This window comes from Enterobacter cloacae complex sp. HYC003_NIDB (assembly GCF_056673375.1).
Map to the genome: position 1 here is coordinate 1,802,303 of NZ_CP114220.1, position 24,540 is coordinate 1,826,842.

Sequence of the window (24,540 nt, forward strand, 5' to 3'; positions counted from 1 at the left end):
TCATCAATGTAAGCCCTTCCGTCATAAATCTTCCCAATTCAGGCTTCGTATGCTTGTTAATCTTACAATAGTAAACAGTTAGGCCAGTAGGGAGCGATCTGATAGCCATTCCTGATTCAGTTTCGACAAACTCCAAATCGTACAGTGCCTACAAGTGCATCCAGAACTGCGAGTAATCGCTGAACCAATGAGCAAGCCGTAGTGCTTAGTCGCTGGTAATACTGCGTTTGCCGATGATGATCTGGGTGTTCCATTGGCTGGGACACCAAGTTGGCGCGCTAGCTCAATCGTTAACACACCACCAGCCTCATGCCATTGTGTGAGAACTTCATTTGGGTGACGGGCAGCTGCGGTCATATTATGCCACAAAAAGGACAGGCTATTACTCAACGGTAAGGGTTTTGAGGATGTACGTCAATCGTACATAAATTGAGTATAATCAAATACAATAAAAGTAAGCAGCGCATACAGTCGGTATTCCAAAGCGTAGGGAACATGCTGCCACGGAGAATTCAACATAGATCACAGCAAAATGGGGGCCGAAGCTCCCTGCGATCAAAATAACCCCCATTCAGCGAAGGACACCGTGGACTCACCTCCGAAGTAAAGTGAGCCAATGTACGCATGTCGACTATTCCCAATCCTTTTTTAATCTGCACCCTCATCACCTTGCCAGCATGACTGGGCTCAGAGATACCACTCGGATGATTATTTGCAAGTATCACCGCTGCAGTGTTAACCCCCAAACCATTTCACCGCTGCGAACTAAGGGGCGCTAAGTCCGGCTATGCAGGGGCATAGTTTTTCCTCCTGTGTACTTTTCGTTCTTCATATCAGCTTCCGGTTAATCGTTTCCCAACACAACCCGTCCAGCAAGGGTAAATGGCACGCATGCTGCGCCCTTGCTGGACGGAACGATGCCGGGAAAGCGAACCGTCAGGCGATACGAAGACGAAAATCACACACTGACGGAGAAAAAACCATGACGATTTCCCTGCATACCCAGACTAGCGCCCCTAACATCACAGCGGCGACCAGCGTATCCCCGCTGGACCCGTCAGGCTCCTCAAAAACGAAATTTTCTAAAACCAGAGCCGACATTTATCAGACCGTTACCAACAACATCATTGCAGCACTTGAAGACGGTGTAAAACCGTGGTCCTGCCCGTGGCAACGCGTATCCGGCATATCTGGTCTGCCATCGAATTACGCCACCGGCGTAGCCTACAGCGGTATGAACATCATGTTACTGTGGTGCAGCGCATCTAAGCAGGGTTTCAGCGATTCACGCTGGATGACCTACAAACAGGCACAGGTAGCAGGTGGACAGGTTCGCAAGGGGGAACATGGTACAACAGCTATTTTTTACACCACGCTGGAGAAGGAAAACGACGCCGGAGAAGTTGAACATATCCCGATGCTGAAAACCTTCACCGTGTTTAACGTTCAGCAAATCGACGGCCTGTCCCTGACAACTGAAACTGTCAGCCCGGAAGCAACCTTTGACCCGTTGCCGCAGGCTGAGAACCTGTTGCGGAAGAGTGGCGCAAACATCATCGAGAAAGGACAAAACGCCTTTTTCAGCCCATCAACAGATGAAGTCTGGCTACCGGAGCGCCATCTGTTTTCGGATGCGGCTAATTTCTACGCTACAGGTCTGCATGAGCTGGTTCACTGGAGTGGTGGCAAAAAACGTCTGAACCGTGAAATGAAAGGGAAGTTTGGCAGTGCGGATTATGCAGAGGAAGAACTGGTAGCAGAGCTGGGAAGTGCCTTTCTGATGGCGGATCTTGGGATTGAGGGAGAGGTACAACATGGAAGCTATATTGCTTCCTGGCTGAAAGCGCTAAAAAACGACAAGCGTTATATTTTCAAAGCGGCCAGCGCAGCCTCTAAAGCACATCGTTACCTGATGGATAAACTCTGAGACCGGAATCAGACACCGCAAGGGAATGCGGTTACATGGCTTTTAACCGGCAACGCTGCAAGGCGCAGACTGAGGCGGAACGCAGCACAGCGAGTACCGAACAGTCTGCGGCTCGCAGTGGAATAAAAAATTTCCGGCCTGGCGGTATCGCCGCCAGGCCGGTGAGGCCATCACGATGGCCTGAGTAAAAGCTTACGTATAGCTGCCTAATGACAGGTGTTTCAGTTCATCAAAGGTATAAATGCGAAACACCCTACGGTGGCGTTCTTCCAGCGGGATGTGCTGATGGTTGATGATGACATGCCTGATACTGTCAAACAGCAGTTCAAGCGCACGCTTCTTCTGTGGATCGGGCACAACATAAAAAATGTAAATCCAGTACTTGTTTGTTCGGGCCAGCAGGTGGCTGGCGATAATCGACTGGTAGCGGGCTCGGGTTTTCAGGCGGCGCTCGGTTTCAATGGCAATAACGTTACCGTCAGGCAGGGTCAGTAACCCGTCCGGGCGATGTTTTACCTGATACTGGCTGAGAAAGCTGGCACGGTCGCCGTTAATCCATCCCGAAGCACCTTTCTTCTCCAGAATAAGCCTGGCGGCCTGATTATCAAGATGGTGCTCCAGTGTCCAGCCGGTGATTTTTGATGGTTCAAACCGCGCAGGAAAGATTTTATCATTCGGGGTTAAGACCGCCGCCAGCCCGTCGCTGGTGATCCCCCATAATGAAATCTTGATTGTCCGTGATTCAAGCATATGCTTCTGGATTAACCCCATTCGCTCCATTTTTGCAAGCAGCGAATAAAGCGACTTATGATCTCGGAAGCTAAATAACTGCATCAGCGTTTTAAAATCACTGTAGGTTTCTTCTTTCAGGAAGTTCAGCAGTTGTCTTATTTTCTCGCTGTTGCGCGTCTGGCGCTCGTGATATGACGAAATCAGCATAACCACTCCTTAAAAATCCAGTGGGGAGAAGTGTTCTTCATCATCAGATTGGGACTTTGCCGGTTTTACTTCGCTTTCGTCGAAGAAAAGAGCCGGATGGGTTGTCATCACATCCGGCATGGCTGGTTTATCATCCTCGCCAAAATCCAGCATGATCTTCACCGGGGCTGCCGCTGCGGCAATATCAGGGGAAACCGAGAAGATTTTTAGCTGACGCTTTCTGACCTTTATCGGTGAAATCAAGGAGGCAGAAGGTAGCGTTTTTGTCGTAAAGATAAAGCTGACAAAATCGGGCAGGTTCAGGATCATATTGCTGTCAATAAAGAAACGTTCGGCCTGGCGGATTGTGCGCTCACTGTCGATGGTTTCTGTCAGCATATTATCCGTCTTAGCCTTGCGGAGTTCGTCATCCACCAGAATCGTGCCTGACATTCTTGCCACCCAGCCTGCCGTATCCGGATCCATAACCCGGTAAACCAGTTTGAATTTGGCATTTTCAACGACCGCACCGACAACGGCGTCACCTTTCAAATCTGCCGGGCAGTCTTTTAAATCGGCGATGGACTGGTGGTCCATAATAATGTGTACGCCTTTATCCCGCGCCGCGCCTAAACCTTCCAGCGCTGGCCTGGATAAATGGTATTTCAGTTCGGAAAGATAAACAGCAATGGGGCGGGGTACGTCTGTTACACGGTCGCGCCTTTCTGCTAACTGGTAAAGGCGAACCAGCAGCATGCGCTGGGCGGTAATAATTTTGCTGTTTCGCATGGAGCCGACTACATAACAGCAGCCGCCCTCATCAAATATGTGCTTAAGCGAAAAGCCTTCTGGTGAGTTAATGGCATTGAGTAATGCCAGTTCCTCAATCTTCCCAAAGAACGCTTTGATTTTTTCGGCAATACCCTGAACGTAATCACCGTTATAAATATCACGGAGAGTTGCCGATGGGTTATCACTGACAAATTGCGCGGCCATACGGGCGGCTTTTCGGTCATCAATACGATAGAAGTCCGATTCCTGCCCTTTTTCTGCCAGGCTGAAACCGGCAACGAACAATTCTTCCAGTTCATCTGGCGTAATATCTTCAATCAGGTTTAGCTGGTATTGCTGTTTTCGCAGGTCAATTAAGGCAAAGGGTTTTCCTGCATCCTCGCAGGCTTTGCGGTAAAGGTGTGGTGCCCATTCATCGTCTTTGGGGTCCATAACAAAAACGCCTTCACCGGCAATAATACTTTGATATAGCAATATCCCGGCAGCTACCCCTTTACCGGCTCCGGTGGTGCCAATAATATCCGCGTGCTGTTTCTGCCAGTCTTTTAACGGGAGATACATTGGTTCGTTCTCCCTGTCCATGCCAGTAAAAATGCCTTTATTCAGGTCGATATAATCCAGCGGATCATAATGCAGTGTTTCGGGCAGCAGGGACTTTACGGTGCGGACATCGGTGCGCAATTCCCGTTCAAGGGTGGTTTTTTTAACAAGGCGTTTCTTTATTTTGTCCAGTTCCGGCGTGAATATCCGGCGAAGCATAATATGAAAAATAACCCCGGTTACAGTGAATGCAATCCGTACTGACCAAGCCAGTACCGTATTATCACTGCTGGGTCTGATCTTATACAACCACTGAAAGGGTCCGATAACGACCGGAGCCAGTGTGCCGGAGAGAAAACACAGCAGGGAAAAAGCGATAATCAGCTTTTTCCATAACGGGGCTTTCTGCCGTTCATCGCTTTTCATCGACGCAAAAAACGGCATCGTCAGCCCCGCTAATAACGCCAGCACCAGTTGTTGCTGTTGCACAAAAGCGAGCAGCGCCAGCATCCCGTTCACTATCGGCGACAGTGAAGCGGCAAGCTTATTTAAAATCATGATACCTCCCTCGTCAGCTATTCACCCCATAACATCGCCCCATCAATTCGCCCCACGGTGTCGGGCGAAAAGGCGGGGCGAGCGTATGGGGTAAAGAAGGTGGCCGCTGTGCGGCCATGTGCAGGAAAGCATGCTTTCCTGCACGACACGGCGTGCGCCAGTACATGCGGGCTGGACGCCCTTATTGCCTGTCGCATGGGGGTAATGTCGCGGCTGAACGTCGCGTCAAAACCCCCGGGGTCAACGGCGGCACACCGTCGCACGCTACGCGCGACCAACCCCTTTAAGACGCGCGTTTAGCCTATTTTTTCTTCGCAAGCTCGAAAAAATGGGAACGCTGCTTTAAAGGGGTTGGTCGCGCCTAATCGGCATATTCCCCGCCGGGGCGGGAAATATAGCCTGGCTGCGACGGTGTGCGGGGCAAGCCCCCCACAAAAACCGGCACGTGGGCGTGCCTTATTGCTCGCTGGGGCGGCAAAATTTTTGCGGCTCCCCCCGGCCCGCTTCAATTCGCTGGGGCGAATGTTCGCGGGTGGACGTGGATCCTGAAAATTAGCAATTTCTCCGAAATTGAATTTTCTGTCCACGTTCCACTTCATTATTTTTCGTCTTAACAATTTCTTCGAAATTGAAGCCAAAAATAATGAAGCCTTAAAAACCCGCCGCCTGTCAGCCTGTGTGTTGCACAATACATTTTTGTTCTGTGTGATTACATCTGTTCGCGGTATATTTCAGCCCTGCACTCCCTTTCAGCTTCCAGTGCTTCACTGTAGGACGCATCATCAATTTTCGTGCCTTTGCTTTCGGCATAGCGTCGTAATTTATTTGCGTCAGCTTCATTAAGTTCTAAAAGATGATCGCGCAAAAGACCGATAAGCCTGCTTTCGTATATCTCATAATACAGCCCACAACCACTGTGGGCTTCTTTAGATAACGTGTCATATATCAGGGCTACCGATATCCTGTCCTGATTACGAGAATGTATATTTCGGATAAATAAGTCTTCTTTTTGCATGTTGCACCTTTTACAGTAAACAGGGGGTGTTATGCGGATTATTACTATCCTCTGACCTTGCCGAACTTAGATAGTATTTTATTTACTGCCTCCGGGTCTGCGCTGGGACATTCACCAAGAAATGCTTTTCTCGCATTCAACGTATGGTTAGGTAAGAAACCATGTTTATTCTTTTTGACTATATTAAAGAAAGCCTTTTCTGCTGAGCGGCATTCACTTCCACCACTATTACCCGTTGCTTTTCCGTACATGCAAAGAACAACTTCGCACGGGTCAGCGGCAAAGGAATAAATTGGGGTTCCTGCGGCCATACATAATACAGCCGCCGCGATAACGGTTTTATTCATGGTGAGTCCTTATTAGGTTGTGTTGCTTAAATTGATTAGCGAGAGAAATAAATAGTGGTTTCTCTGCACGTCAGACAATTAAAGACAGGCTGGTATTCAATAACACCTTTTGCTCCATTCTGCCGAAGCCAGTTTTTGGCATTAAAGAAATCAGTGCCGGATTGTGCAGTGACGACAATTCGTGTTGAGTGGGCGACTGCGTAAAATACGGCTGGAGTCCATATTGTATTGTATTGTAGAAACTTTGTGCGCTGATTGATGATGTCCATTTACTGTTAACTGTCGGGGAAGGGACCATAACGTTATTGTCGCTCCATTGCGGTAAACTGGTATTTAATGGGGCGGCGGCTTTATCCCAATCTACAGGAACGGGAGGCGGTGGCGATGAACATCCGGTAACTATTGCTGCCAACATAATTACTTTAATTTGTTTTATCATGCTTTCATTTCCTCAAAATACTGGTTTCGATGAATTGGACGGAAATAAATGTCATTCATACGGCGGACATTTCCGTCTAAATCAATGCTCACAATCACGTCCAGGCTATCCAGAACCTTACGTAACATAAATGTATAGGGGAGCTGGGCGCACTGTGGATTTTCATAGCAACGGGTAATAAACCCATCTATAGCTTCTTTCGCTGATCCTGCATGAATGGAGGTCATACTCCCTTCATGGCCGGAACCTGTTATTTTAAGGAAGTCCCAGGCTTCCGCACCGCGAACCTCTGTTAATAAAATGCGGTCAGGGTTCATACGGTAATTCCAGCGTAAAAGGCTCGCCGGGGTAACGATAGAACCTTTTTCATCTGATGATTCTGACGGATAAAAAAGATGGACGTAGTTTTTATGGATAAAGAACGTGATTTCCGGGTTGTCCTCAATTGTTGATATCCGAAGATGTACCGGAATATAACCTATCAACATTTTCATATAGGTAGTTTTCCCTGTACTGGTTTCCCCGGCGACCGCGAGAGTTTTACCGTACTCGACGCATTTCTCCATAAACAAAGGAATGTTTTTTGTATTGTACAATGCAATTAATTCCTCGTCGTGCGTCTCCGTTTTTTCCTCGCCTGTTACCCGGTTATAAAACCCCGCATCGATATATGACTGATGCGGGATTTGTACCTTTGATGGCTTACGGATGGTGATAGACACCGTATCGCGCTCACAGGCCGGAGGAACAATCACCTGGCACCGTTCGCCGGATTCCAGCGTGGCTGACAGCCCCGGCTTAATATCTTCGATATTGTCGCCGTGGTGTTTTGCCAGGCACCGGGCAAAGTTGTAGCAATCCTCATAGTTCAAAGGAACGGCATGTTGCTCCCACACGCCGTTGATTTTTGTGTACAGTTCACCTGGACGGTTGACGGCGATTTCCGTCAGGCCGGGAAGCTCCAGAAAGTCGCCAAAGAAACGTTGTTTATAGCGGTCGAGGGAAATATTCTTAGCGGTCATTTTTCAACCTTAGTGTATAGATGTTGGAAAAATCAATATCCTCGCCTGTGATCAGATTGATGATCTCGCCCTGATTCTTATGGAGCGTTGGGGGAATATTGATGCTGTTTTCCAGAGTGGTACGAGCCATATCTGCCATAGCCTGGCGACTGTTTTCCGTATAGTCCGTATTGCGGTCTTTTTTACCTGCGCTGTTGGATGCCCATGCGGCAATATCGGGGATCATGCCAACCATTAATGCGCCGCCGAATCGCTCCCAGAAGTGCGAATCTATCCACCCATCAACGCCAGCCTCGCCCAGCTCGCCAGCCGCGCTGGTATCAACCAACGGGATATCGAGATAAGGTGGCTGGCGGGTGCGTAGCTTCGTCGCAATGATGAATGCCCGCCCTTGCCCGTGCCTCATACCTTCTTCCGCTATGGCGCGGTAAAGTAATGATGCGGTAGTGCCTTTCTCTATCAGCTTCGTGTTGCCGCTGGCGCTCCAGATGTCAGTAGTGACCGTACAGCGAAGTTTCCCCGCCCGGTCAGATACAAAGCGGCGATCCAGTGAGCAGGGGATCGAGGTATTTTCCGGGATGTACAGGTCAGGGTTATAGGGTATGCGCCGTACTGGTGCGGGGCTTTGTCCCTGCGACGGTGCGGTGGTATTTTGCGGCTGGCCGGGAGGTGTGGCCGCGCTGCTGTCCTGTTGTCCGGTGGTTGTTGCCGATGTCAGCGTCATTTCCTGCTGCCGGGTTTTTACCTGGTTCTGTGTGGTGGCCGAACCATCACGGCGAATAAGGAAGCTGGCTTTGTTGAGTTCTGGCGGGGCAGCCGCCTGCCCTGTTCCCCCCGCGCTGCTCTGGCCGTTATCCTGTTGCTCTGGCTCTTCTTCGGCTGTATCGATGGACATACCGAGATCGTTACGCTGCCGGTAATCGGTTTTGTTCGTCTGCGGGGCTGTGTCCTGTTTCTTTTCTTCCGTAGGCTGCCACAGGATATTGCGATAAACCCAGTTACCACCCCATGCCAGGAAGATAAGCGCGACCGCGACAATGGCAAGAAAGGCGGTTGCTTTGCCCCGTTTGCGCTTTTTCAGCTTGTTAACGGCGGGTTGTACCGGGTCTTTCTCTTCGTCGTCCTGCGCGTTGAGAAGCTCTGCCTCCCTTTTTACGCGGGCTTCCCGCTCAAGCGTGGCAATATCATCCTCAGCGTGTGCCGGGGATGCCTGCGCTTCATCCGGCACAGGCACTTTGTTTTCGTCGTTCATCTGCATGTTTCCTTTTATAAAAATATAAAACTATTTTTATAGATTAATTGGATTCCGGTTTTTCCACTCTTTCCACCTGCCGGGATACGGTGGAACCATCGGCGGCGTGTACCTTGCCAAATCCGCTATTTTCCAGACCTACAACGGCATTACCGGAACGCAGTACCAGGCGTGGCGTCACCTCCTGAATCACCAGTACGGTGAAGTCGCCTTTCTTCTGGATACTGCTGTTAACCGCATGCTCTTTGCCGTTCAGCTCTTTGGTGACAGAAGGAATGGACTTAGACGGGGAGAAGCCCACGAACGTAAAGCGGCCATCGTCATAAGCAAAGTCGGGAACTATGTTGAAACTGCCTTTGCCCGGATATTTGGTGTAACTCCAGTTGCGGGGCGTCTGCGCCGAGTTCAGCGCTTTCTGGACGCTGGCCTGTTGCTGTTTCTGCTCCCACTCGCGCTGTCTGGCCGTCGCCTCCCGGCTCGCTTTGTCCCGTTCTTCGCCCGGATAGCGATAGCTCACCTGAAAAGCGGGTTGCTGTGCCGATTTATCATCGATGACGTTCAGCTCGACGTTGTACAGGCGCTTACTGGTGACAACCAGCATATTGGTATGCCAGTCCCGGCTGTTCGGGGGGATCACGACCTGCGTTGTGTTGCCATCTTCTCCGGGCGCTCCCTGCGTGAGCGCAACCGGGCGAACGTTTACCCGGTTTGCATCCGGCGTTGCTTCCCACGCCTCATCAAAGCCGGGTTTGGCGCTTATGACCGCCTCATCGTTATCAAATACCAGCGTTGTCATAAAGCCGGGTTTGGTGTTAACGACGGTGACGTTCTGAGGGTTATAGATAACCTGCTGAACACGGGAGTCATAGCGGCTTGCCTGTGGTATGGCCGCACCCCATGCCGCGCCGCACATCATCAGTGCCAGTGCGGTAAACGTTAACTTTTTCATCATTCACCTCCCCGGATTTCGCGGTCGGTCTGCCAACTGGTGACGGTAAAGCCGAAGTAGTTGATCTCGCGTTCCGCATCGCTCATGTCCTTGTCAGGGTCTGAATGGAATGTGAACCGGGCATCCCAATACTCGTTGCGGGTGCTGTTATCAGCCAGACGGCGGATAATCTTCTTGTAGCGAACAGTGGCGACTTTATCGGGGGCTGTTCCATCGGTGATCTGGTTGGACAGGATCTCCACTTTCACGGTGTGCGCACCGTTCTTATAAACCTTGTCCGGGGCGTTTTTTCCGGCGTAAAGCGCCAGATAGTCATCGTTTACCTGGGGAGCGTTGTAGACCTGTACCGTCTCGTAGTCGTCCTGCAAAGAGGGATAGACATACCGCTCACGTACTTTGACGTAGTTTGCGGCCATCGCCTTTTGATAGGCTTCTGTTGCGGTCAGGCTGGTTTTCGATGTCCGGGTAACATGTTCCACCCGTCCTGTGTGGTTATCCACGGTATACAGATCAACGTCTGTCTGTTTTAGTGGCAACATCACGACCACGGCGACGAGCGCCAGTACCGCAATCAGCAGACCCACACCGCCAACAACAAAACCGGCTTTCGTGGCGCGTTTATCCCGGTCAATCATTTGCTGCTCAAAGGTGCGGGATTCAGCAATTAATTTCTGTTCATTCATGACTGTTTAACTCCGCCATAATTTGAGATGTGTTTACGGGTTCTCCCTTACCGCTAAATGCAGATGGAAGCGTGTTCTGGGCGCAGCCAGAAAGCGCGCATAGCAAAGCCAGCGCAATCAAGCGTTTCATCAAATATTTCCTCAATTGAATTAAAAATATGAAAATATAATTATATTTTCATAAGTTGGCACTTTGGGGGGATGGACTGGAGACGTCTTAGCTATTGAACTTCTTAACTGCGGATTCTCTCGACTGTGCCAGCCTCCGCGCTTCGTTCCGGGCTATCATCTGCTCAATCGCGTATTTACGCGCTTTAGAAGCGTTATAGCCTAACTCACCTCCAGGCTTGCCGGGCTTACCTGCATTCGCATCCTTCCAGCCCTGAATGTTGTCCTGGGTGGAACGTTTGGTTTCTTTAATTGCACCTCCGGCTAGCTTCCCGGCACCAAAAGCAGCAGCACCGATACCTACAGCGGCCAGCCCCTGCATGGATACGGTAGCACTCGCCCCGGCCAGTGCTGCGGCCAGTTTTGCGGAGAGATAAACCAATATTGCCGCACAGATACCCGCAAGACAGACTTGTGCTCCTAATTCAACAATTGTTGAACTGTCCGCGACCTTCGTTGCCTTGGTAAGGACTAGGTTTAAATAATTCACTACAATTCTTAAAGAAAGAGCTGAAAGCATAATGGTTAATATGGCTGCAAATATATTTTGTAGCCAGTTATTGAACATGGTGCGGAGAAAACCATACATAAGGCAAAAAATAAATATAGGTGCTGTAATACTCAGTAATAAGATCATGACTTCCGCTATCATGGAAACAAACGCGGTGATAATCATTAAGACGAATATCCCAAGCCAGACATAAAATTGAGCAGTCATTCCCTCATCTTTTATATAAGTGGAATCATCCATGTCGTGTAATGTTTTACCTAACACCTTTGCTTTATTCCATAAGGTGTCTAATAGCTGCCATATATTATCACTGCCAGAAAAACCCTCCTTTATTCCGTTTATGGCATCAATAACGCCATCGAGGTAGCCACCTAAATTAGCTACAAAGGACAGGATGATCGCCATCCTCATGATGTCCCACATCGTGTCTTCCATCGGCGTAGAGAGCTTACCAGCCAGAGTCTGGTATCCACGCCACATGATGTAGATGGTAGCTGACGCTGCTGCCAGCCCCATCATCATAGAAGAGTACGACATCATTAATCCTTTTGTGGCGTCCGTTATTCCTCCTATTAGGTATTTCTCAACCCCAACAAAAAGACCGCCACTCATATATTACTCCTCTAAATTATTTAAGTCTGGAGTTGGTGCGTTTAGCTGCTTTATTTGATAGTGGGCTTCATTTGCATTCTTGCAGTTTTCAGTAGCATCACCACTCTTTTGGCACTTTTCATAAACGAGTTTTAATTCATCAGGGTGTTCCTTATACCATTTTGTTGTTTTAGCTTCCTCCTTGCATCCAATAACAGAAAAACACAGGGTGAGCGTCGAAATTAAAATAATTTTTTTTGATAACATAAAAACCTCATAAATTATTAAGGTCAGCAGTTGGCGCGTTTAACTGCTGTTGGTTCCACTGTTTAACGCGCTCCGCCTCAAGCACTTTTTCGCGTTTATCTGCTGCTTTCACACTCATTTCCCACTGAGTGGTAAGCGTGTTCAGCATGACAGATTTTAGCTGAATACTGTTTGCAAGGTCTTGAGATTCTTTCGAATCTTTGGCTAGCGCAACTCTGTTGGAGAGGCTGTTGATTTCTCCCAGGGCCTGGCTTACCTGATTCTGGATCTCGTCGGTCTGCTCAAGCTGGATAGCTTTATTGATGACCTGTTGTTTGCACACGTTGGCATAACTCTCCGAGCGTTCGGCTTTGCAGGTATCAAAAATTTTATATTTTTCGTACAGCGCATCGAACTGCCCGGAGGAGCCGCCGGAGAGAAGCAAATCATTCAGAGCCTGTCCCGGCTTGCGTAGTTTTTCGAGATCGGCTTTCAGGCTTTTGGCTTGGTCAACAAAGCTGGCGATATCTCGAACACCTGTGGCTGTTGCCAGTTGGTCTTTATAAGCTCGTATCTGGTCTTTGTAGTGTTGTGCGGTCTCCATCCATTGCTTCGCTTCTTTCTGCCACTGGCGGACATTTTCCAGTTTGGCCGTGGCATCAAATACTAATATACCTCCCGCTTGTGCCAGAGGGCTTGCAAGCGAACATGCGAAAATTAGCGCGTAAAAGTGAGTTTTCATCCTATATCTCCTTTGGAATCAGAGTGCTTTAGCCAGGTAGGTATCGAGCCATTCATGAGGCTGCATTCCTTCCCGGTAAATCGATTCGAATATTTCGAGGTTGGGGGCATCGCCGCTCATGACTTTGGTATATCTGCCGATACCCGACAGGTCTAGCGTGACACGAGCGGCAAAACGTTTGGTATCGCCGCGCTTGAACTGATTTTTCACCACAACATACTGGCGGGCTTGCGGGTCAAGCCCTTTCACCACGTCGAACACTTCCGGTTCAAACTTCATGTCGTCAACATAATGTGCGCGGTCGGCGTTGGGGTTCGCCGCCAGAATCTGTGTCCCGCACTGCTCAATCACTGCCGGGGCGATATCATCTTTGATGATCTCAGCCGGGGATTGAGTGCCGACGACCAGCATCCCGTTCAGCTTACGGATGGTTTTCAGCTTGTTATAAGCAAAGTCCTTAAACACCGGGTCGCGTAACCACTTCCAGAATTCATCCATGAAAATGACCAGGCGTCGCCCGTCAAGCAGGCTGGTAATGCGGTACAGCAGATAAAACGAGATTGGCGCACATACGCTTGCATCGTCCAGGAACTCCGTTCCGTCGATGCCGAAGTTATCGCAGTTGCTGATATCGAACGTGTCAGACTCGTTATCAAACACCCAGCCGAACTCACCGCCCTGCGCCCACTGTGACAACCGAATGCTAAGGCCGTTTTCCTGGGCTTCTTTCGTAGCCGGCTCAGGCAAATTCTCCAGCATTCGGGTAATGCCGTAGACGCGATATTGTGGCTCGTCATTCATCACAGCATTAACCGCATCACTCAGACGGCGTTCATCGCGTGGGAAGATCGTCGAGCCGTTGCGGGTACAAAGGATTTTCATCAGTTGCTTGATGAAATTGATATTGCGTTTGGTTGCTGGCAACGAGAACGGGTTCCACCCTGTAGACTCACCACTGATAACCCGATAGTAACGGCCACCCAGCGCCCGGATGTTCATCTCTGCGCCCCGGTCTTTATCGAGGTAAACGGTTGTCAGCCGTTTGGTTTTGGCATCCGGGGAGAAGCTATCCTCACGCCCGTATTTCTGCTGCATGATCTCAAAGAACGTCATCAACATGGTTTTACCCGAACCGTTCGTACCGAGGATGCAGGTACTGGCCGGGTTCTTTTCGTTGAATTCGTCCTTATCTGCCAGTGTGTTATGCAGGTTGATATAGTAGCCATCTCCTGACGGGGTGCGCAGTAAAGCCATAGCATCCCCCCAGGGGGCTTTATCGCGCTTGCCCGGATAGAAATTATGGAGTGCGGCCAGCTCCACAAAGTTTGGCTACTTAGCTCCCCTTTACGTGGCCGCAGGTTGTAGTTGCCTGGCAGTTGCGCCATATACGCCGCTGAAAGCGATATTTCTGCCGGAACAGGCGTTATCCCGATGTTGTTCAGCGCATTACTGATTTCGTTAGTATCAGCCACTAGGTTTTCCAGCGACGGGGAATACACCATGATGGAAAAATGGTGCTTTCCGTAAGCGATTTTCCCCGATGTCAGCAGGTCAAGCGCCACATCCAGATCCAGCCGCTGGGAAACAGCATCGTCATCGGCACTCATCAAAAGGCGACGGGTACGCTTAATGGCTTTCTTCGCTTCCTCGCGTGACATGCAGGTATAGGACTGCGTGATCACGTAATCGCAGGGGGCATAAAGAAGGGAGTCCATCATCCCCGTGGCGGTTTCTTCGGAGAACTCTTTAACCTCCAGCCCCCGGAAATATTGCGTACCGTTGGCGTGGTTTATCTGCCCGGATTCAGCCGAAAAGAACAACGCCGCCGCTCCCATCACGTCATAGGCCGGGGTGCGGGTGACGCGCACCTTTCGCCACTGGTGCGTTAACAGATATTCATAGAAAGCCAGTTGCGACGAAAACACCGCGCTTCCTTCGGTAAACGTACCGAGAGGCCGCGCACCATAGCGCGACAGCGCGGTATCGAGCGTGCTTTTTATTTCCAGCATTTCCAGCAAAGCACCGTCCAGTTCCTTTAGTTTCTGGCTGTCTTTCATCCGTTTGCGTTCTGCTTTTTCAAGGCTGACAAACGGGCGATAGCAGACTGTCAGGAACAGGCGGTTACGCCGGAACACCCCGACAGAAGCGTAGTAAAGACGGCTAACTTCATCGGCATACGGGTTGCCGGAATCTTTATGAAGATTGTCGGTAAACGTATTGCGGTCGTTATGGATATAGAAAGTGACGGGCATACCTTCGAATGAGTGGATTAGCCCGTGTAACTGGTTCGTCCCGAACTGGAGTGATTCGTCAGACTCGCAGTCGAACGGCGTTCCCATCAATTCCCAGGTGCAGTACAGATCGCTTTTAGGTGAGCGAACCACATGCTGATGAATGTGCGATGAGTACGGAATATACTTCTTGATGGTGGCACACTGATTTAGTTTCATGGCGTCGAGAAACTCCTTGATATCAACAGCCTCATGCTCAACGGGCATAAGTGTTGTTGCGCCAAATAAACGGTTTGCTACCGGTTTTCCCTTCACTCTCAGCCAAACGGCAATCAGATTGAACCGCATTGGTTCATTTCTGGTGAGGGATTTCATCACCAGAAATTCGACGGGAAGTAAGAACAGGAGTGCGACGGAAGTCCAGACAGCAACGATGATGGTTACACCCGTGACAGCCAGCAGGGGCACCATAGGCACCCCCCACAGCGCCGCCGGGCGTTTCATTGCCTTGAGCAGCTTTGCCATATGTTCAGCCTCTTAGCTCATCAGCAGAGCGCCGATTTCACTGCCTCCGCCAATTAAAATGCCGCCAATGATGATGTAGCCGCACTGCGACAGGCTCTCGCCTTTCCACAGGGTCTTATAGCCAATCCAGATCACGGCCACGGTGATCGTGATTGCCGCCAGACCATGCAGCCCGGTTGACACTTTTTGCATGACAGTATTTGCCCGCTGAAATCCGTCGGCCAGTGCCGGGGTTGCAGAAAAAGTCGTCAGCGTACAGGCCGAAACGGGGGGGACCACAGCTTTTAGCTTGCGGAAAAGTATCATTATTCCTCCTCCTCACGGGGTGACAGGGAGAAACTCCGGCGCACTGACGGCGCGGAGAACGGTGCGATGAAGATTTTTTCTTGGCGGAGTTTCGCAGGGACGCCACGGACGACGACTCCGGGCCAGATCTCGTGGTGACGGGATGAGTCACTGGCAGGGGCGGTTTTCAGGGGAACGGCAACTGATGATTTGTCCTCACGGGTTCCGGGGACCGCATAGCGGGATGATCCCGGCGGATAACCGATTCGCTGGATATAGCTCGTTCCGGAAAACGCCGTTTCAGGTTGTTGCCCGGTACTGAAATTGCCGGAATAATAACAACTCAGCGCCCTTTTCAGCGTGCCGCCGCGCCGGTAGCAGTCTCTGAGAATGTGTTCGAAGACGGACAGATTGGTACAGGGATCAAGTAGCTCTGTGGCGGACACACCATAATGGCGGAAATTGGTGCTGGTGATTTGCATCAGCCCGACAGAGTAACGGCGATCCTGTGCTGTCAGGCGGCGGAGAATATGCTCTGCATCTCCCCGGCTGGCTGGCAGGTGAGAAATAATGTGTTGATCGCCGAAAGAGGGGCCGGCCTTCGGGACAATCTCAGCGATGGCATAAGGGTTAAAACCGGATTCCACCCGTGCCACGTCGAATGCCGTGGACGGATGAATGCTGGCGGCGCACTGCATGGCTATCGCCAGAAAGGCTGTGGTGGAAAGCATGGTGACCTCAGTAAACAAGTGACATGCAGGGTCTGCTGATACTGCATGCTGTGGGAACAGAATTAAGGGTGGTTACGACACGGTTTCGATGGGGCCCGTATTCTGTGGTGGATTATTTTCCTCCCGGGGCTCAAGCAGGACCAGTTTGCCGGAAACGGCAATACCGGGCGTCAGGACAATATTCAGACCGGATTTACCGTGGTGGGGAAAGGCGACTCCGACCTTTGTCCACCAGGTATTTTTCTCACCCTGAGAGTCCGGATGACTTTCCTGGGCAACATACGCGTAATAAACAGGCTTTCTCATAGTGTCCTCGTTTAATTAAAATTGTTGAAGATGATCTCTTCGATCACATTCCGATCCTGCATTCCGGTTTTAACGGGTCAGCGAGAACATTCAGCGGCACCCTGAATTATGGTTGTGTGACAGCCCGCTCCATATTGTTAAAGAGCATGGTCAGGATGCAGGAGGGGGAATGAAATTTTAACGGGAAAATAAATACCGGAAGGAATGATAAAAAAGTATTTGAAATTAACGTATTACTGGCATGGTGTGTGTGTGCATGAATGATGACGGGCGGGCTGATAATAATATTTGTTGATTATTATCAGGTTAAATTAAACATCCGGAGGAAGACTTTCTTTATATGTCAGATGGGGTTGTATGCTGTCTCTGTGGCTGAATTTGGTAACGACAATAATGTGTAAGGCGTGAAAGACAGGAATACAGTAGTCCCTTTTGTTGTAAGGGACGGTCTTTAATCTGGTTAAACGTTTCCCGGCCACTTAGGCCGATACTTACCGGGCCGGGTGGTGAAATTCGTTTTCATGCCGCAGTGGTATCCGTCTGTACCTGTTGCATAAAAAACACAGAGTTATCTGACATATTTCCAGACATTACCGGGAACCTTATCAAAGTACTGGTTTATTACAATCTCTGCGCGGCGATAATCTGCTGCGGCATAAAGCATTTCAAGCTCATTCCCTGTGAGCTTTTCTTCCATATGCCCGACAACCTTTTCCAGCAGGCTGCCGTCATTTATTTACCGCAGTTTTCTGACGAATTCCATCTTGTTTGCCGGTTTGTTCATGTCTGACCTCTGGTGTACTGACTGTAAAAAAGGATTGCCACAGCAGGAGATGTGAGCAGGTTATTCATCCATGACATGGAGGCACGGGAACCTGAAAACAAGCCGGCTGGTGCATATTAAAATGTGCGGAGCTATTCTCCTCCGCACATACAGATTTAACGTCTGCGTTTCTCCAGTATCGACTGACAGTCAGTACAGGTTGTTACACCCGGCAGCGTCTGACGGCGTTTTTCCGGAATAGCCTTGCCGCAAAATCGACAGTGCTGCAGGGAAGGTGTCGGTGTGGGTCTTAACCGGCTTTGTTCAATCAGTGCTTCTAGGCACCGTTCATTAAACGCCTGATCGCGATCGATTTCATCTGGCACGTTGTATTCTCCTTACCGTGTTCTTTCTTTCGCAATGCGTGATGCAGTTCCAGACAACGGTCAGCGAGGGGGCAGTACACGATGAAAGGTTTTCTGTAACCTGCATCATGGCGTCCAGCGCCTCCGGGGAATCAATGTTTTCGACCCGATATTTTTGCCACTGATGCCAGATTGCAGCATCGGTTTCTTCATCCGGAATGGGTGTTCTCCCGTTTGGAACGGAGACACCGAGTAACCGGCGGCGTGCACAGGTTTCTCTGGAGCCAACCCCGAAATAACGGTTCATCAGTGCGATTGAGCCCCCCAGCCTGACAGCTCTGTTCAGTTGTTCCTGACGCCTGTTTTCCTCGTGGGATGATGCCAGTAATTTTTGCAGGACATCATGGCGGATAGTAATATCGACAAGCGGTAAAGGTGCCTGACTGAGGGTGATAAGATCGTTTATTGATAAGCAACCGAGCAAATTCATTTCATCGTAAGTGAATCCCATAGTTTCGCAGTGATGAATATTTCCTTCCCGTAGCGCCTGAAGAGCAACGGTTAATATAATATGATTCAGGGATGGAAGCATGAAATTGACTCCTTAACTGAATAAGTGCTCAGTAATTCAGCTGAATATTCAGTGAATGGTATAGTTTCATATAGCACAATACCGGGCAGGTCTGAAATATACATGCAGGTGCTTTTTTTTATACCTGCAGGATCGAAGTTTATGAGTGCAGGGATATTAATGTTCATCATCTTCTCCTCATTGCGTCTTTATCGGTCAGATAACTTTTTGTTGATCCACTCGTCAATCTCAGACTCGAGCCAGGCAACACTAGCAGGGCCTATTTTTATTGAACGGGGAAATGCACCCTCTTTCATATAAAGGTATATCTGTGAACGCTTCAGCCCTGTTTTTTGCTCAACCTGTCTGAGGCGTAGTAACTGATAAGATGTCATATATCCTCCTGTGACTGAAATAAACGGTGGCCGGAGAATAAAAAAACACAGTGGAAGCCTGAGAGAAAGCTGGTGAGCCCTAAATAAGGGATGCAAAACCCTTATTTAGGGTTGTCGGCCATTACAAATGGGGATGGTATTAGCCGGATAAGGATGTCGAAGATGGCGAACCACGCTTCAGCGCATTTTTCAGTGTTTCAGCGTCCAGTTTTTCCCCGATGCCATCGTCTGATGCCCATTGTTCAAAAATAGAAAGGAGCTTATAGGGATGATTCAGCAGTGGGCTGATAGTATCATTGTGCTTGCAGGCCAGCCAAAACAGGCGTGATAACGGTGTTGTCATACGGGAAGGTGAAATGGGATGACTCTCCCTTTTTTTGTATAAATTAATTAGTCTTTCGACTTCGGTGTGGCGAATAACAAAACAGGCATCAGGCGGTAATGTATAAAGAGGAAAACACCCATTGTGATTATATTTTATGGTCGTCACTTCTGTTAGTTTTTTTATGACATCTAATGCTGTGTTTTTAGGTAGTCTGGAAATTTGTTTTTCTACGCGTTCTTTCCAACTCATCGTTTCGAAAATTTGAAAAAGCTCCTCTGAAAATCTTACTATAATACCATGGTTAGTTTTTCTTGCCCCCACAATTGGGGAGGGAAATTTAAGTTCACGTGCCAGTATGCGCTGAATCAAAACATATTCATAGCCTATCAGGGGGGTATCTATAATTTGTTGCACAGGACAAACATATCTGGCTTCTGTACAGAGTCTTAAATTTTGACCATAAATAAAACCGTCCCTGTCAAGCATGCATAGTTTATCAAGTAGGTCTCCCTCAAACTGCCTGAATTTTATTTTTCCATTAAAAGTTTGTATCTTCTTAAGTATCACAGGAGACTGGAAATAGACCGATAGTAGGATGTTGCCACTCAAGGCATGACGATAAATATCGCTAGGAGTAATTTTTTGTTTTATGGTTTTGGTAGTGATCTCAACTGCTTCCGTTATAGTGACCCATGTTGACATATAATGAGTTATAAGCAATGGCTGATATTTTTTTGACATAATATTATCTCCTTCTACACAACAATTCGTTCCGTTAAGGAAAAAGATTGGTGTCACAAGTATTTATTTATGATTAATCAGAGGGTTTATGACAGAGAAAAGGATGTATATTTCTGAGTGAACATGTACAGGCCTATGGGGTGACTATTTAATGAGTAAATGCCGAATGATTTTCGGGGTGATGATTATAACTTGAGGAAAAATCCCAGCGTGGTTTGAGTAGTGTACCTGAGTGATATTTGTGTTATGTATGCATTGATTGCAGCAGAATAAATATAGTTCAGGCTAGTATAGTTTGTGGTAGCTATGAGAATATATAATCTATTTTACCTATAAAATAATTTATATGTATGGGGTGGTTTTTTTGTGGCGAATTGGTTTTACTGAACCCTAACTTTTGATTTTTAAGTTTGCACTTATTGATATGTTAATATGATAAATGCTTTATATCAGTTTTACTCTACAGAATTTCAAAAAAATAGATGTGTTAATGACTGTTTTTGCCGATGAAATCTTTGAGTTTTCGAAATTGTTTTGAGTTGAGGGTGTGTAATTGTAAAGGTTTATTAATTCGGGTTGTTTTTTTAGGTTGTTTGTCTGTGCTTTTATATTCTGGAGATGTGCCTTGTATATAGGATTGTTTGTTGGTTGTATTTTTAATGTTGCACTGTTGTGAATTTTTATTTTGATATGATTATTTCTTTAGTATAAGGAGAGAAAGGAACGAGAAAGTTAAATCTATTTGTCCTAATCGCAATTTCATTGTTTAAATAATCACTATGGATTAATATTTTTTGCGACTCTGCTGAGTTACTGGTTTTAACTAGTGGTGTAAAAGGGATACCTTTTCGGTATCCCTTTTACAATAATCAGAAGAAATCAATTCGCGTATTGATACCGACGGTGCGACCCATATTGACCTGCGCGACGGCGCTGCTGCCGTTCATGTAGCCATAGGTACGGTAACGACGGTCGAACAGGTTATCGACATAGACGGAAATGTTCATCCGTTCAGTCGCCTGCCAGCCCAGGCTGCTGTCCAGGGTGGCATAGGTGCCTTGCCGCAACTGGTTGTCGCCATCGAAATAATGCGGCCCGACCAGATTAACCGCCAGTCGGGGCATCAGTGCGCCATAGCGCGTATCAATCACGCCGTTCACGCTGCTTCCCGCGCCATAACGTGGTACGAACGGCACCCGGTTACCGTGATACAACTCACTGTCATTGGTGAATTCGGAACGGATCACGTTGCCATTGATATCCCATGACCAGCCTGGCGCAAACCGCCACTTCGCTTCAAGCTCAACGCCGGTGGCGTCGGCTTTACCCGCATTGCTTAATGTCTGCATCCCGACCGGGCCAGAGTAAAGCTGCATGTCTTTGGTGTGGGTATAAAACGTCGCGGCTTGCAGCGTGACGTCAGCGGTTTCGTAGCGGGTGCCAAGTTCATAGTTGATGGATTTCTCGGCGACGAACGGTTTGGCATCAAGACCCGCAGTAGGCACGATGTTGTACCCGGAAGGTTTATATCCCTGGGCTACACGGGTATACACTCTCCAGTCATCGGTCAGCATATAGCCTGCGGATAGCTGCCCGAGCACCTGATCGTCATTGCTCTTACCCTGGTCGCCAAACGGGTTGCCGAGCATGCTGCCGTGATATTGTGTACTGGATTTATCATGCGAGAAGCGCACGCCGCCGCCGATATCAAAACGATCGGTTAAATGCCAGGTCAGGTCACTGTATGCGGCCAGCGTTTCAGCGGTGGTATAGCCGGTACTGCTTAAATAAGGCATTGTCGGCATGTCGTAGGCTGAATTTAACTTCTCGCGGGTGTTCTGCCGGTACAGCCCAAACACCATATCAACGGTACGCGCATCGCCCAGGGTTGCGGCGCGCAGCTCCTGCACATCCTGATTCCAGCGCTGAGGCATATTGACGATTAACGAACCGGAAGGGAAGGTGCGCGAATAATGCAGCTGCTGCCAGGCGCTGATCAGGTTGAAAACCCAGTCATCGGTGGTGTATTTCCCACTCAGGGTCTGGCTGTCAGTGCAGCGCCGCATGTACGGGTCTGGTGAACCATCGCTGATCGACAGCTTACGGCCCTTAATATCATTCCATCCCACATAGGCGTCCTGGGTGGCGCGGGTACATTCGCGTGAGGCGGCAAAGCCCATTTCCCAGGGCTGATCGTCCGGCGCCAGACGCAGTTTCACATTCCCTATGCTGGCGCGGGTGCCGCCTAAGTCATCGCTTCCCGTCGCGGGGTTAATCATGTCGCCGTCATCAACCTGGCGTAACAGGGTGACGCTGCCGTACAGCAGGCCATCCTGAATGGGGCCGCTCAGGTTGAACTTACTTCGATAACTGTCGCGGCTACTGACGCCGCCTTCAATATAGCCGCGCGGCGTGCTGTCCGGCTGCTGGGTGACGATGTTGATGATCCCGCCCTGAGCGCTTTTGCCATATAACGTTCCCTGTGGGCCTCGCAGCAACTCCACGCTTTGCACATCGGTAAGCGCCTGGATGGTGTTGGTGGAAAGCTGAGGGACGCCATCGACATACAGGGTGACGGCGGGGTTATAGAAGTCCTGCGCTGAAGAGACGCCGCGTAGCGAGATCGTCGAAAAAAGCATGTTGCCGCTATTTTCAATATTGAGCCCGGGCAAGACTCTGGGGAGTTTGTCGCTGGCGGTGACGCCAGCGTCGCTTAATTCCGGCGCGCTGACAACAGTAGACGAGACGTTGTTGGCTGATGCCGAGCGGGAAGATTGTTTACTGGCGGTAACCACCAGCGTGCTTTCGTCTTGCTGTGAAGTTTGGGCATTAGCAATGGCGGGGAGCAATAATCCCCCCAAGGCCAGAGGATAAAGCCGTGTCATTTTCATTGTTGTGAGTCCCTGTAAGACGGCGAAACGCCAAAAATACCGACAATGGTGAATTGAAAATGATAACTATTTCTAATAGTGGTGCTACCCGAAACGGGTTTATTTCAACCTGTTTCGGGTCGGTTTGCGCTTATTGGGCAGAATGGCGATAACGGTCGACGGCGAGAGCCGTCAGGCGTTTTTTGTCTATCTTGCCGACGGCGGTGAGCGGCCAGTGGTCCAGAAACTCGATTTGGTCAGGAATTTTCCACGCGCTGAGCCCCATACGGGTCAGTTGTTGACGCAACTGCTGATAGTCAGTTGGCACCTGCTGCGCGATGATAAACGCGCAAATCCGCTCGCCAAGCAGCGTGTCCGGCGCGGCGACCACCGCGCAATCTTGCACTTCCGCTAAACGCAGCAGTGCCGATTCCACTTCAGCCGCGGCTATTTTTTCTCCGGCGCGGTTGATCTGCTCTTTTATGCGTCCCTCAACGTGCAGGTTCCCCACCTCATCCAGCCTGACATTGTCGCCTGTGCGGTAAAACCCTTGCGCGGTAAAGGCCTGCGCGTTGTGGGCAGGGGCGCGGTAATAGCCCGAAATGGTATAAGGGCCGCGCGTTAACAATTGCCCGGTTTCGCCCGGCGCGACGTCGTTCTCGTCTTGATCAACGATGCGGATTTCATCCAGAGGGGACAACGGGCGCCCCTGGCTGTGGAGAATGGTGGCATGCGGATCGTCCAGCCGGGTAAAACAGAGCAGGCCTTCCGCCATACCGAAAACCTGTTGCAGGGTACAGTCAAAGGTGGCGATAACCTGCTCAGCAAGCGTCGGGTCGAGCCGGGCGCCGCCTGCCTGAATGACGCGCAGCGACGAAAGGTCGCTGTCTTCCCACTCCCTGGCCTGCACCCATAATTGCGCCAGCGCCGGAACCAGGGCGACGTGAGTCACTCTTTCCTGCGCGATTAAAGGCATCACCTCATCACAGCTGGCGCTGTCGGTCAGCACCACTTTTCCGCCGCAGGCAAGCGTTCCCAGAATACCGGGGCAGGCCAGCGGAAAGTTATGCGCCACCGGGAGGACGGCGAGATACACGCTCTGTTGGCTGATGCCGCACAGTTCAGCAGAAGCGCTGAAGTTATAGCTATAGTCGGCATGTCGGCGCGGGATGAGTTTGGGCGTGCCGGTTGTGCCGCCTGAGAGCAACAACAACGCGGTGGCGGAAACATCAGGCTGCGGCCATGCCTGTCGCTCACCGTGAAGGGAGAAGAGCGGCGTAAAATCGTCGCTCACGGTCTCTCCAGCGACCAGAACATGACGCAAGCAGGCGTGTTTGTGCGCCATCTGTCGGGCCAGCTCTGCGTGGTTTTCCCCGTGAATAACGTAAGCGACGGGTTGCGCCAGCTCAATCAGCGCGTCGATATCCAGCGCCCGTTGCGAGGGCATCGCCAGCACGGGGATAACGCCCAGTCTTAACAAGGCGAACAGCAGGGTAACAAACGCGTTGTCGTTGGGAAGCTGCACAATTACATGCTCCCCCGAACGCAAACCCAGTGATGACAGACCTGCGGCAAGTTCGTCAACTTGTGCATCAAGCGCGCTGTAGGTTAACGACCCCTTTGCATCAACGACGGCAATTCGCGAGGCATAACGGGCCGCCCAGTGGCGCAACTGTTCGGCAATGGGTAAGGGATACTGTTCAATCAGAGATTCAAAGGAAGAATTCATGCG

24 protein-coding genes and 3 pseudogenes are annotated in these 24,540 nt (G+C 49.8%); 1 reads left to right on the forward strand and 26 read right to left on the reverse strand.

Annotated features, from left to right (window positions below; genetic code table 11):
* Window positions 1-512: 512 nt before the first annotated feature.
* Window positions 513-746: a JAB domain-containing protein gene (locus O1722_RS08465; protein ID WP_001446639.1), complete on the reverse strand. Its 234-nt coding sequence runs from the start codon at window positions 744-746 to the stop codon at window positions 513-515.
* Window positions 747-982: 236 nt separating this feature from the next.
* On the opposite strand from O1722_RS08465, the gene O1722_RS08470 reads away from it, so the two are divergent.
* Entirely contained in the window at window positions 983-1,927 is a 945-nt protein-coding gene (locus tag O1722_RS08470) for an ArdC family protein (RefSeq protein WP_040168253.1), read from the forward strand.
* A 192-nt stretch (window positions 1,928-2,119) separates the two neighbouring features.
* On the opposite strand, the gene mobC is transcribed toward O1722_RS08470, so the two are convergent.
* From mobC to ybtE, 25 genes and pseudogenes are all read right to left on the reverse strand, one after another.
* Entirely contained in the window at window positions 2,120-2,866 is a 747-nt protein-coding gene (gene mobC / locus O1722_RS08475) for a MobC family replication-relaxation protein (protein ID WP_000909124.1), read from the reverse strand.
* Between the two features lie 9 nt (window positions 2,867-2,875).
* On the reverse strand, window positions 2,876-4,735 hold the full coding sequence (locus O1722_RS08480) for a type IV secretory system conjugative DNA transfer family protein (RefSeq protein ID WP_000602685.1): 1,860 nt from the start codon (window positions 4,733-4,735) through the stop codon (window positions 2,876-2,878).
* Window positions 4,736-5,444: 709 nt separating this feature from the next.
* Window positions 5,445-5,750 carry a hypothetical protein gene (locus O1722_RS08485; protein WP_001168332.1) on the reverse strand — a complete coding sequence of 102 codons (306 nt, stop codon included), beginning with the start codon at window positions 5,748-5,750 and terminating at the stop codon, window positions 5,445-5,447.
* A gap of 44 nt (window positions 5,751-5,794) precedes the next feature.
* On the reverse strand, window positions 5,795-6,097 hold the full coding sequence (locus tag O1722_RS08490; protein WP_001044654.1) for a TrbM/KikA/MpfK family conjugal transfer protein: 303 nt from the start codon (window positions 6,095-6,097) through the stop codon (window positions 5,795-5,797).
* Window positions 6,098-6,132: 35 nt separating this feature from the next.
* Window positions 6,133-6,536 (reverse strand): annotated as a pseudogene (locus O1722_RS08495) (cag pathogenicity island Cag12 family protein).
* Entirely contained in the window at window positions 6,533-7,558 is a 1,026-nt protein-coding gene (gene virB11, locus O1722_RS08500; protein WP_000125557.1) for a P-type DNA transfer ATPase VirB11, read from the reverse strand. The pseudogene O1722_RS08495 and the gene virB11 overlap by 4 nt, the downstream one beginning before the upstream one ends.
* Entirely contained in the window at window positions 7,548-8,810 is a 1,263-nt protein-coding gene (virB10, locus tag O1722_RS08505; protein ID WP_000997456.1) for a VirB10/TraB/TrbI family type IV secretion system protein, read from the reverse strand. Before virB10 ends, virB11 begins: the two co-directional genes overlap by 11 nt.
* A gap of 43 nt (window positions 8,811-8,853) precedes the next feature.
* Complete coding sequence (virB9, locus tag O1722_RS08510) at window positions 8,854-9,762, reverse strand: P-type conjugative transfer protein VirB9 (RefSeq protein ID WP_000976329.1); 909 nt, start codon at window positions 9,760-9,762, stop codon at window positions 8,854-8,856.
* The gene (locus O1722_RS08515) at window positions 9,759-10,442 is read right to left on the reverse strand and encodes a VirB8 family type IV secretion system protein (protein WP_001005327.1); all 684 of its coding nucleotides are present in this window, start codon (window positions 10,440-10,442) and stop codon (window positions 9,759-9,761) included. Before O1722_RS08515 ends, virB9 begins: the two co-directional genes overlap by 4 nt.
* A complete protein-coding gene (locus tag O1722_RS08520) occupies window positions 10,435-10,572 on the reverse strand; it encodes a hypothetical protein (RefSeq protein WP_000825478.1) in 138 nt (45 codons plus the stop codon). The genes O1722_RS08515 and O1722_RS08520 overlap by 8 nt, the downstream gene beginning before the upstream one ends.
* A gap of 87 nt (window positions 10,573-10,659) precedes the next feature.
* The gene (locus O1722_RS08525) at window positions 10,660-11,733 is read right to left on the reverse strand and encodes a TrbL/VirB6 family protein (RefSeq protein WP_000014008.1); all 1,074 of its coding nucleotides are present in this window, start codon (window positions 11,731-11,733) and stop codon (window positions 10,660-10,662) included.
* Between the two features lie 3 nt (window positions 11,734-11,736).
* Window positions 11,737-11,979 (reverse strand): EexN family lipoprotein, encoded by a 243-nt coding sequence (locus O1722_RS08530; RefSeq protein WP_000949385.1) that lies wholly within the window; start codon window positions 11,977-11,979, stop codon window positions 11,737-11,739.
* Between the two features lie 7 nt (window positions 11,980-11,986).
* Window positions 11,987-12,700 (reverse strand): TrbJ/VirB5 family protein, encoded by a 714-nt coding sequence (locus O1722_RS08535; protein ID WP_000848059.1) that lies wholly within the window; start codon window positions 12,698-12,700, stop codon window positions 11,987-11,989.
* An 18-nt stretch (window positions 12,701-12,718) separates the two neighbouring features.
* Window positions 12,719-15,456: pseudogene (locus tag O1722_RS08540) on the reverse strand (VirB4 family type IV secretion/conjugal transfer ATPase).
* Between the two features lie 12 nt (window positions 15,457-15,468).
* Window positions 15,469-15,762 (reverse strand): TrbC/VirB2 family protein, encoded by a 294-nt coding sequence (locus tag O1722_RS08545; RefSeq protein WP_000600171.1) that lies wholly within the window; start codon window positions 15,760-15,762, stop codon window positions 15,469-15,471.
* Window positions 15,762-16,472: a lytic transglycosylase domain-containing protein gene (locus tag O1722_RS08550; RefSeq protein ID WP_001446637.1), complete on the reverse strand. Its 711-nt coding sequence runs from the start codon at window positions 16,470-16,472 to the stop codon at window positions 15,762-15,764. Before O1722_RS08550 ends, O1722_RS08545 begins: the two co-directional genes overlap by 1 nt.
* A 72-nt stretch (window positions 16,473-16,544) precedes the next feature.
* Window positions 16,545-16,778: a hypothetical protein gene (locus O1722_RS08555; protein WP_001231171.1), complete on the reverse strand. Its 234-nt coding sequence runs from the start codon at window positions 16,776-16,778 to the stop codon at window positions 16,545-16,547.
* Window positions 16,779-17,346: 568 nt separating this feature from the next.
* A pseudogene (locus O1722_RS08560) lies at window positions 17,347-17,496 on the reverse strand (Hha/YmoA family nucleoid-associated regulatory protein); the annotation flags it as partial.
* A gap of 221 nt (window positions 17,497-17,717) precedes the next feature.
* Window positions 17,718-17,927: a TraR/DksA family transcriptional regulator gene (locus O1722_RS08565; RefSeq protein WP_001112403.1), complete on the reverse strand. Its 210-nt coding sequence runs from the start codon at window positions 17,925-17,927 to the stop codon at window positions 17,718-17,720.
* Window positions 17,917-18,498: a DUF2857 domain-containing protein gene (locus O1722_RS08570; protein ID WP_000937857.1), complete on the reverse strand. Its 582-nt coding sequence runs from the start codon at window positions 18,496-18,498 to the stop codon at window positions 17,917-17,919. Before O1722_RS08570 ends, O1722_RS08565 begins: the two co-directional genes overlap by 11 nt.
* Complete coding sequence (locus O1722_RS08575) at window positions 18,483-18,665, reverse strand: hypothetical protein (RefSeq protein WP_001309570.1); 183 nt, start codon at window positions 18,663-18,665, stop codon at window positions 18,483-18,485. Before O1722_RS08575 ends, O1722_RS08570 begins: the two co-directional genes overlap by 16 nt.
* 21 nt (window positions 18,666-18,686) lie before the next feature.
* The gene (locus O1722_RS08580; RefSeq protein WP_000205185.1) at window positions 18,687-18,872 is read right to left on the reverse strand and encodes an AlpA family transcriptional regulator; all 186 of its coding nucleotides are present in this window, start codon (window positions 18,870-18,872) and stop codon (window positions 18,687-18,689) included.
* A 139-nt stretch (window positions 18,873-19,011) separates the two neighbouring features.
* Window positions 19,012-19,938, reverse strand: coding sequence for a hypothetical protein (locus tag O1722_RS08585; RefSeq protein WP_000039790.1), 927 nt, complete (start codon window positions 19,936-19,938; stop codon window positions 19,012-19,014).
* A gap of 869 nt (window positions 19,939-20,807) precedes the next feature.
* Window positions 20,808-22,829, reverse strand: coding sequence for a siderophore yersiniabactin receptor FyuA (fyuA, locus tag O1722_RS08590; protein WP_021524741.1), 2,022 nt, complete (start codon window positions 22,827-22,829; stop codon window positions 20,808-20,810).
* 130 nt (window positions 22,830-22,959) lie between these two features.
* Window positions 22,960-24,537 (reverse strand): yersiniabactin biosynthesis salycil-AMP ligase YbtE, encoded by a 1,578-nt coding sequence (gene ybtE, locus O1722_RS08595; protein WP_001088826.1) that lies wholly within the window; start codon window positions 24,535-24,537, stop codon window positions 22,960-22,962.
* Between the last annotated feature and the right edge of the window lie 3 nt (window positions 24,538-24,540).

Coding starts and splice junctions, on each gene's coding strand:
- O1722_RS08470 (WP_040168253.1), top strand. CDS start 983: ATGACGATTTCCCTGCATACCCAGACTAGCGCCCCTAACATCACAGCG.
- mobC (WP_000909124.1), bottom strand. CDS start 2,866: ATGCTGATTTCGTCATATCACGAGCGCCAGACGCGCAACAGCGAGAAA.
- O1722_RS08480 (WP_000602685.1), bottom strand. CDS start 4,735: ATGATTTTAAATAAGCTTGCCGCTTCACTGTCGCCGATAGTGAACGGG.
- O1722_RS08485 (WP_001168332.1), bottom strand. CDS start 5,750: ATGCAAAAAGAAGACTTATTTATCCGAAATATACATTCTCGTAATCAG.
- O1722_RS08490 (WP_001044654.1), bottom strand. CDS start 6,097: ATGAATAAAACCGTTATCGCGGCGGCTGTATTATGTATGGCCGCAGGA.
- virB11 (WP_000125557.1), bottom strand. CDS start 7,558: ATGACCGCTAAGAATATTTCCCTCGACCGCTATAAACAACGTTTCTTT.
- virB10 (WP_000997456.1), bottom strand. CDS start 8,810: ATGAACGACGAAAACAAAGTGCCTGTGCCGGATGAAGCGCAGGCATCC.
- virB9 (WP_000976329.1), bottom strand. CDS start 9,762: ATGATGAAAAAGTTAACGTTTACCGCACTGGCACTGATGATGTGCGGC.
- O1722_RS08515 (WP_001005327.1), bottom strand. CDS start 10,442: ATGAATGAACAGAAATTAATTGCTGAATCCCGCACCTTTGAGCAGCAA.
- O1722_RS08520 (WP_000825478.1), bottom strand. CDS start 10,572: ATGAAACGCTTGATTGCGCTGGCTTTGCTATGCGCGCTTTCTGGCTGC.
- O1722_RS08525 (WP_000014008.1), bottom strand. CDS start 11,733: ATGAGTGGCGGTCTTTTTGTTGGGGTTGAGAAATACCTAATAGGAGGA.
- O1722_RS08530 (WP_000949385.1), bottom strand. CDS start 11,979: ATGTTATCAAAAAAAATTATTTTAATTTCGACGCTCACCCTGTGTTTT.
- O1722_RS08535 (WP_000848059.1), bottom strand. CDS start 12,700: ATGAAAACTCACTTTTACGCGCTAATTTTCGCATGTTCGCTTGCAAGC.
- O1722_RS08545 (WP_000600171.1), bottom strand. CDS start 15,762: ATGATACTTTTCCGCAAGCTAAAAGCTGTGGTCCCCCCCGTTTCGGCC.
- O1722_RS08550 (WP_001446637.1), bottom strand. CDS start 16,472: ATGCTTTCCACCACAGCCTTTCTGGCGATAGCCATGCAGTGCGCCGCC.
- O1722_RS08555 (WP_001231171.1), bottom strand. CDS start 16,778: ATGAGAAAGCCTGTTTATTACGCGTATGTTGCCCAGGAAAGTCATCCG.
- O1722_RS08570 (WP_000937857.1), bottom strand. CDS start 18,498: ATGCTTCCATCCCTGAATCATATTATATTAACCGTTGCTCTTCAGGCG.
- O1722_RS08575 (WP_001309570.1), bottom strand. CDS start 18,665: ATGAACATTAATATCCCTGCACTCATAAACTTCGATCCTGCAGGTATA.
- O1722_RS08580 (WP_000205185.1), bottom strand. CDS start 18,872: ATGACATCTTATCAGTTACTACGCCTCAGACAGGTTGAGCAAAAAACA.
- O1722_RS08585 (WP_000039790.1), bottom strand. CDS start 19,938: ATGTCAAAAAAATATCAGCCATTGCTTATAACTCATTATATGTCAACA.
- fyuA (WP_021524741.1), bottom strand. CDS start 22,829: ATGAAAATGACACGGCTTTATCCTCTGGCCTTGGGGGGATTATTGCTC.
- ybtE (WP_001088826.1), bottom strand. CDS start 24,537: ATGAATTCTTCCTTTGAATCTCTGATTGAACAGTATCCCTTACCCATT.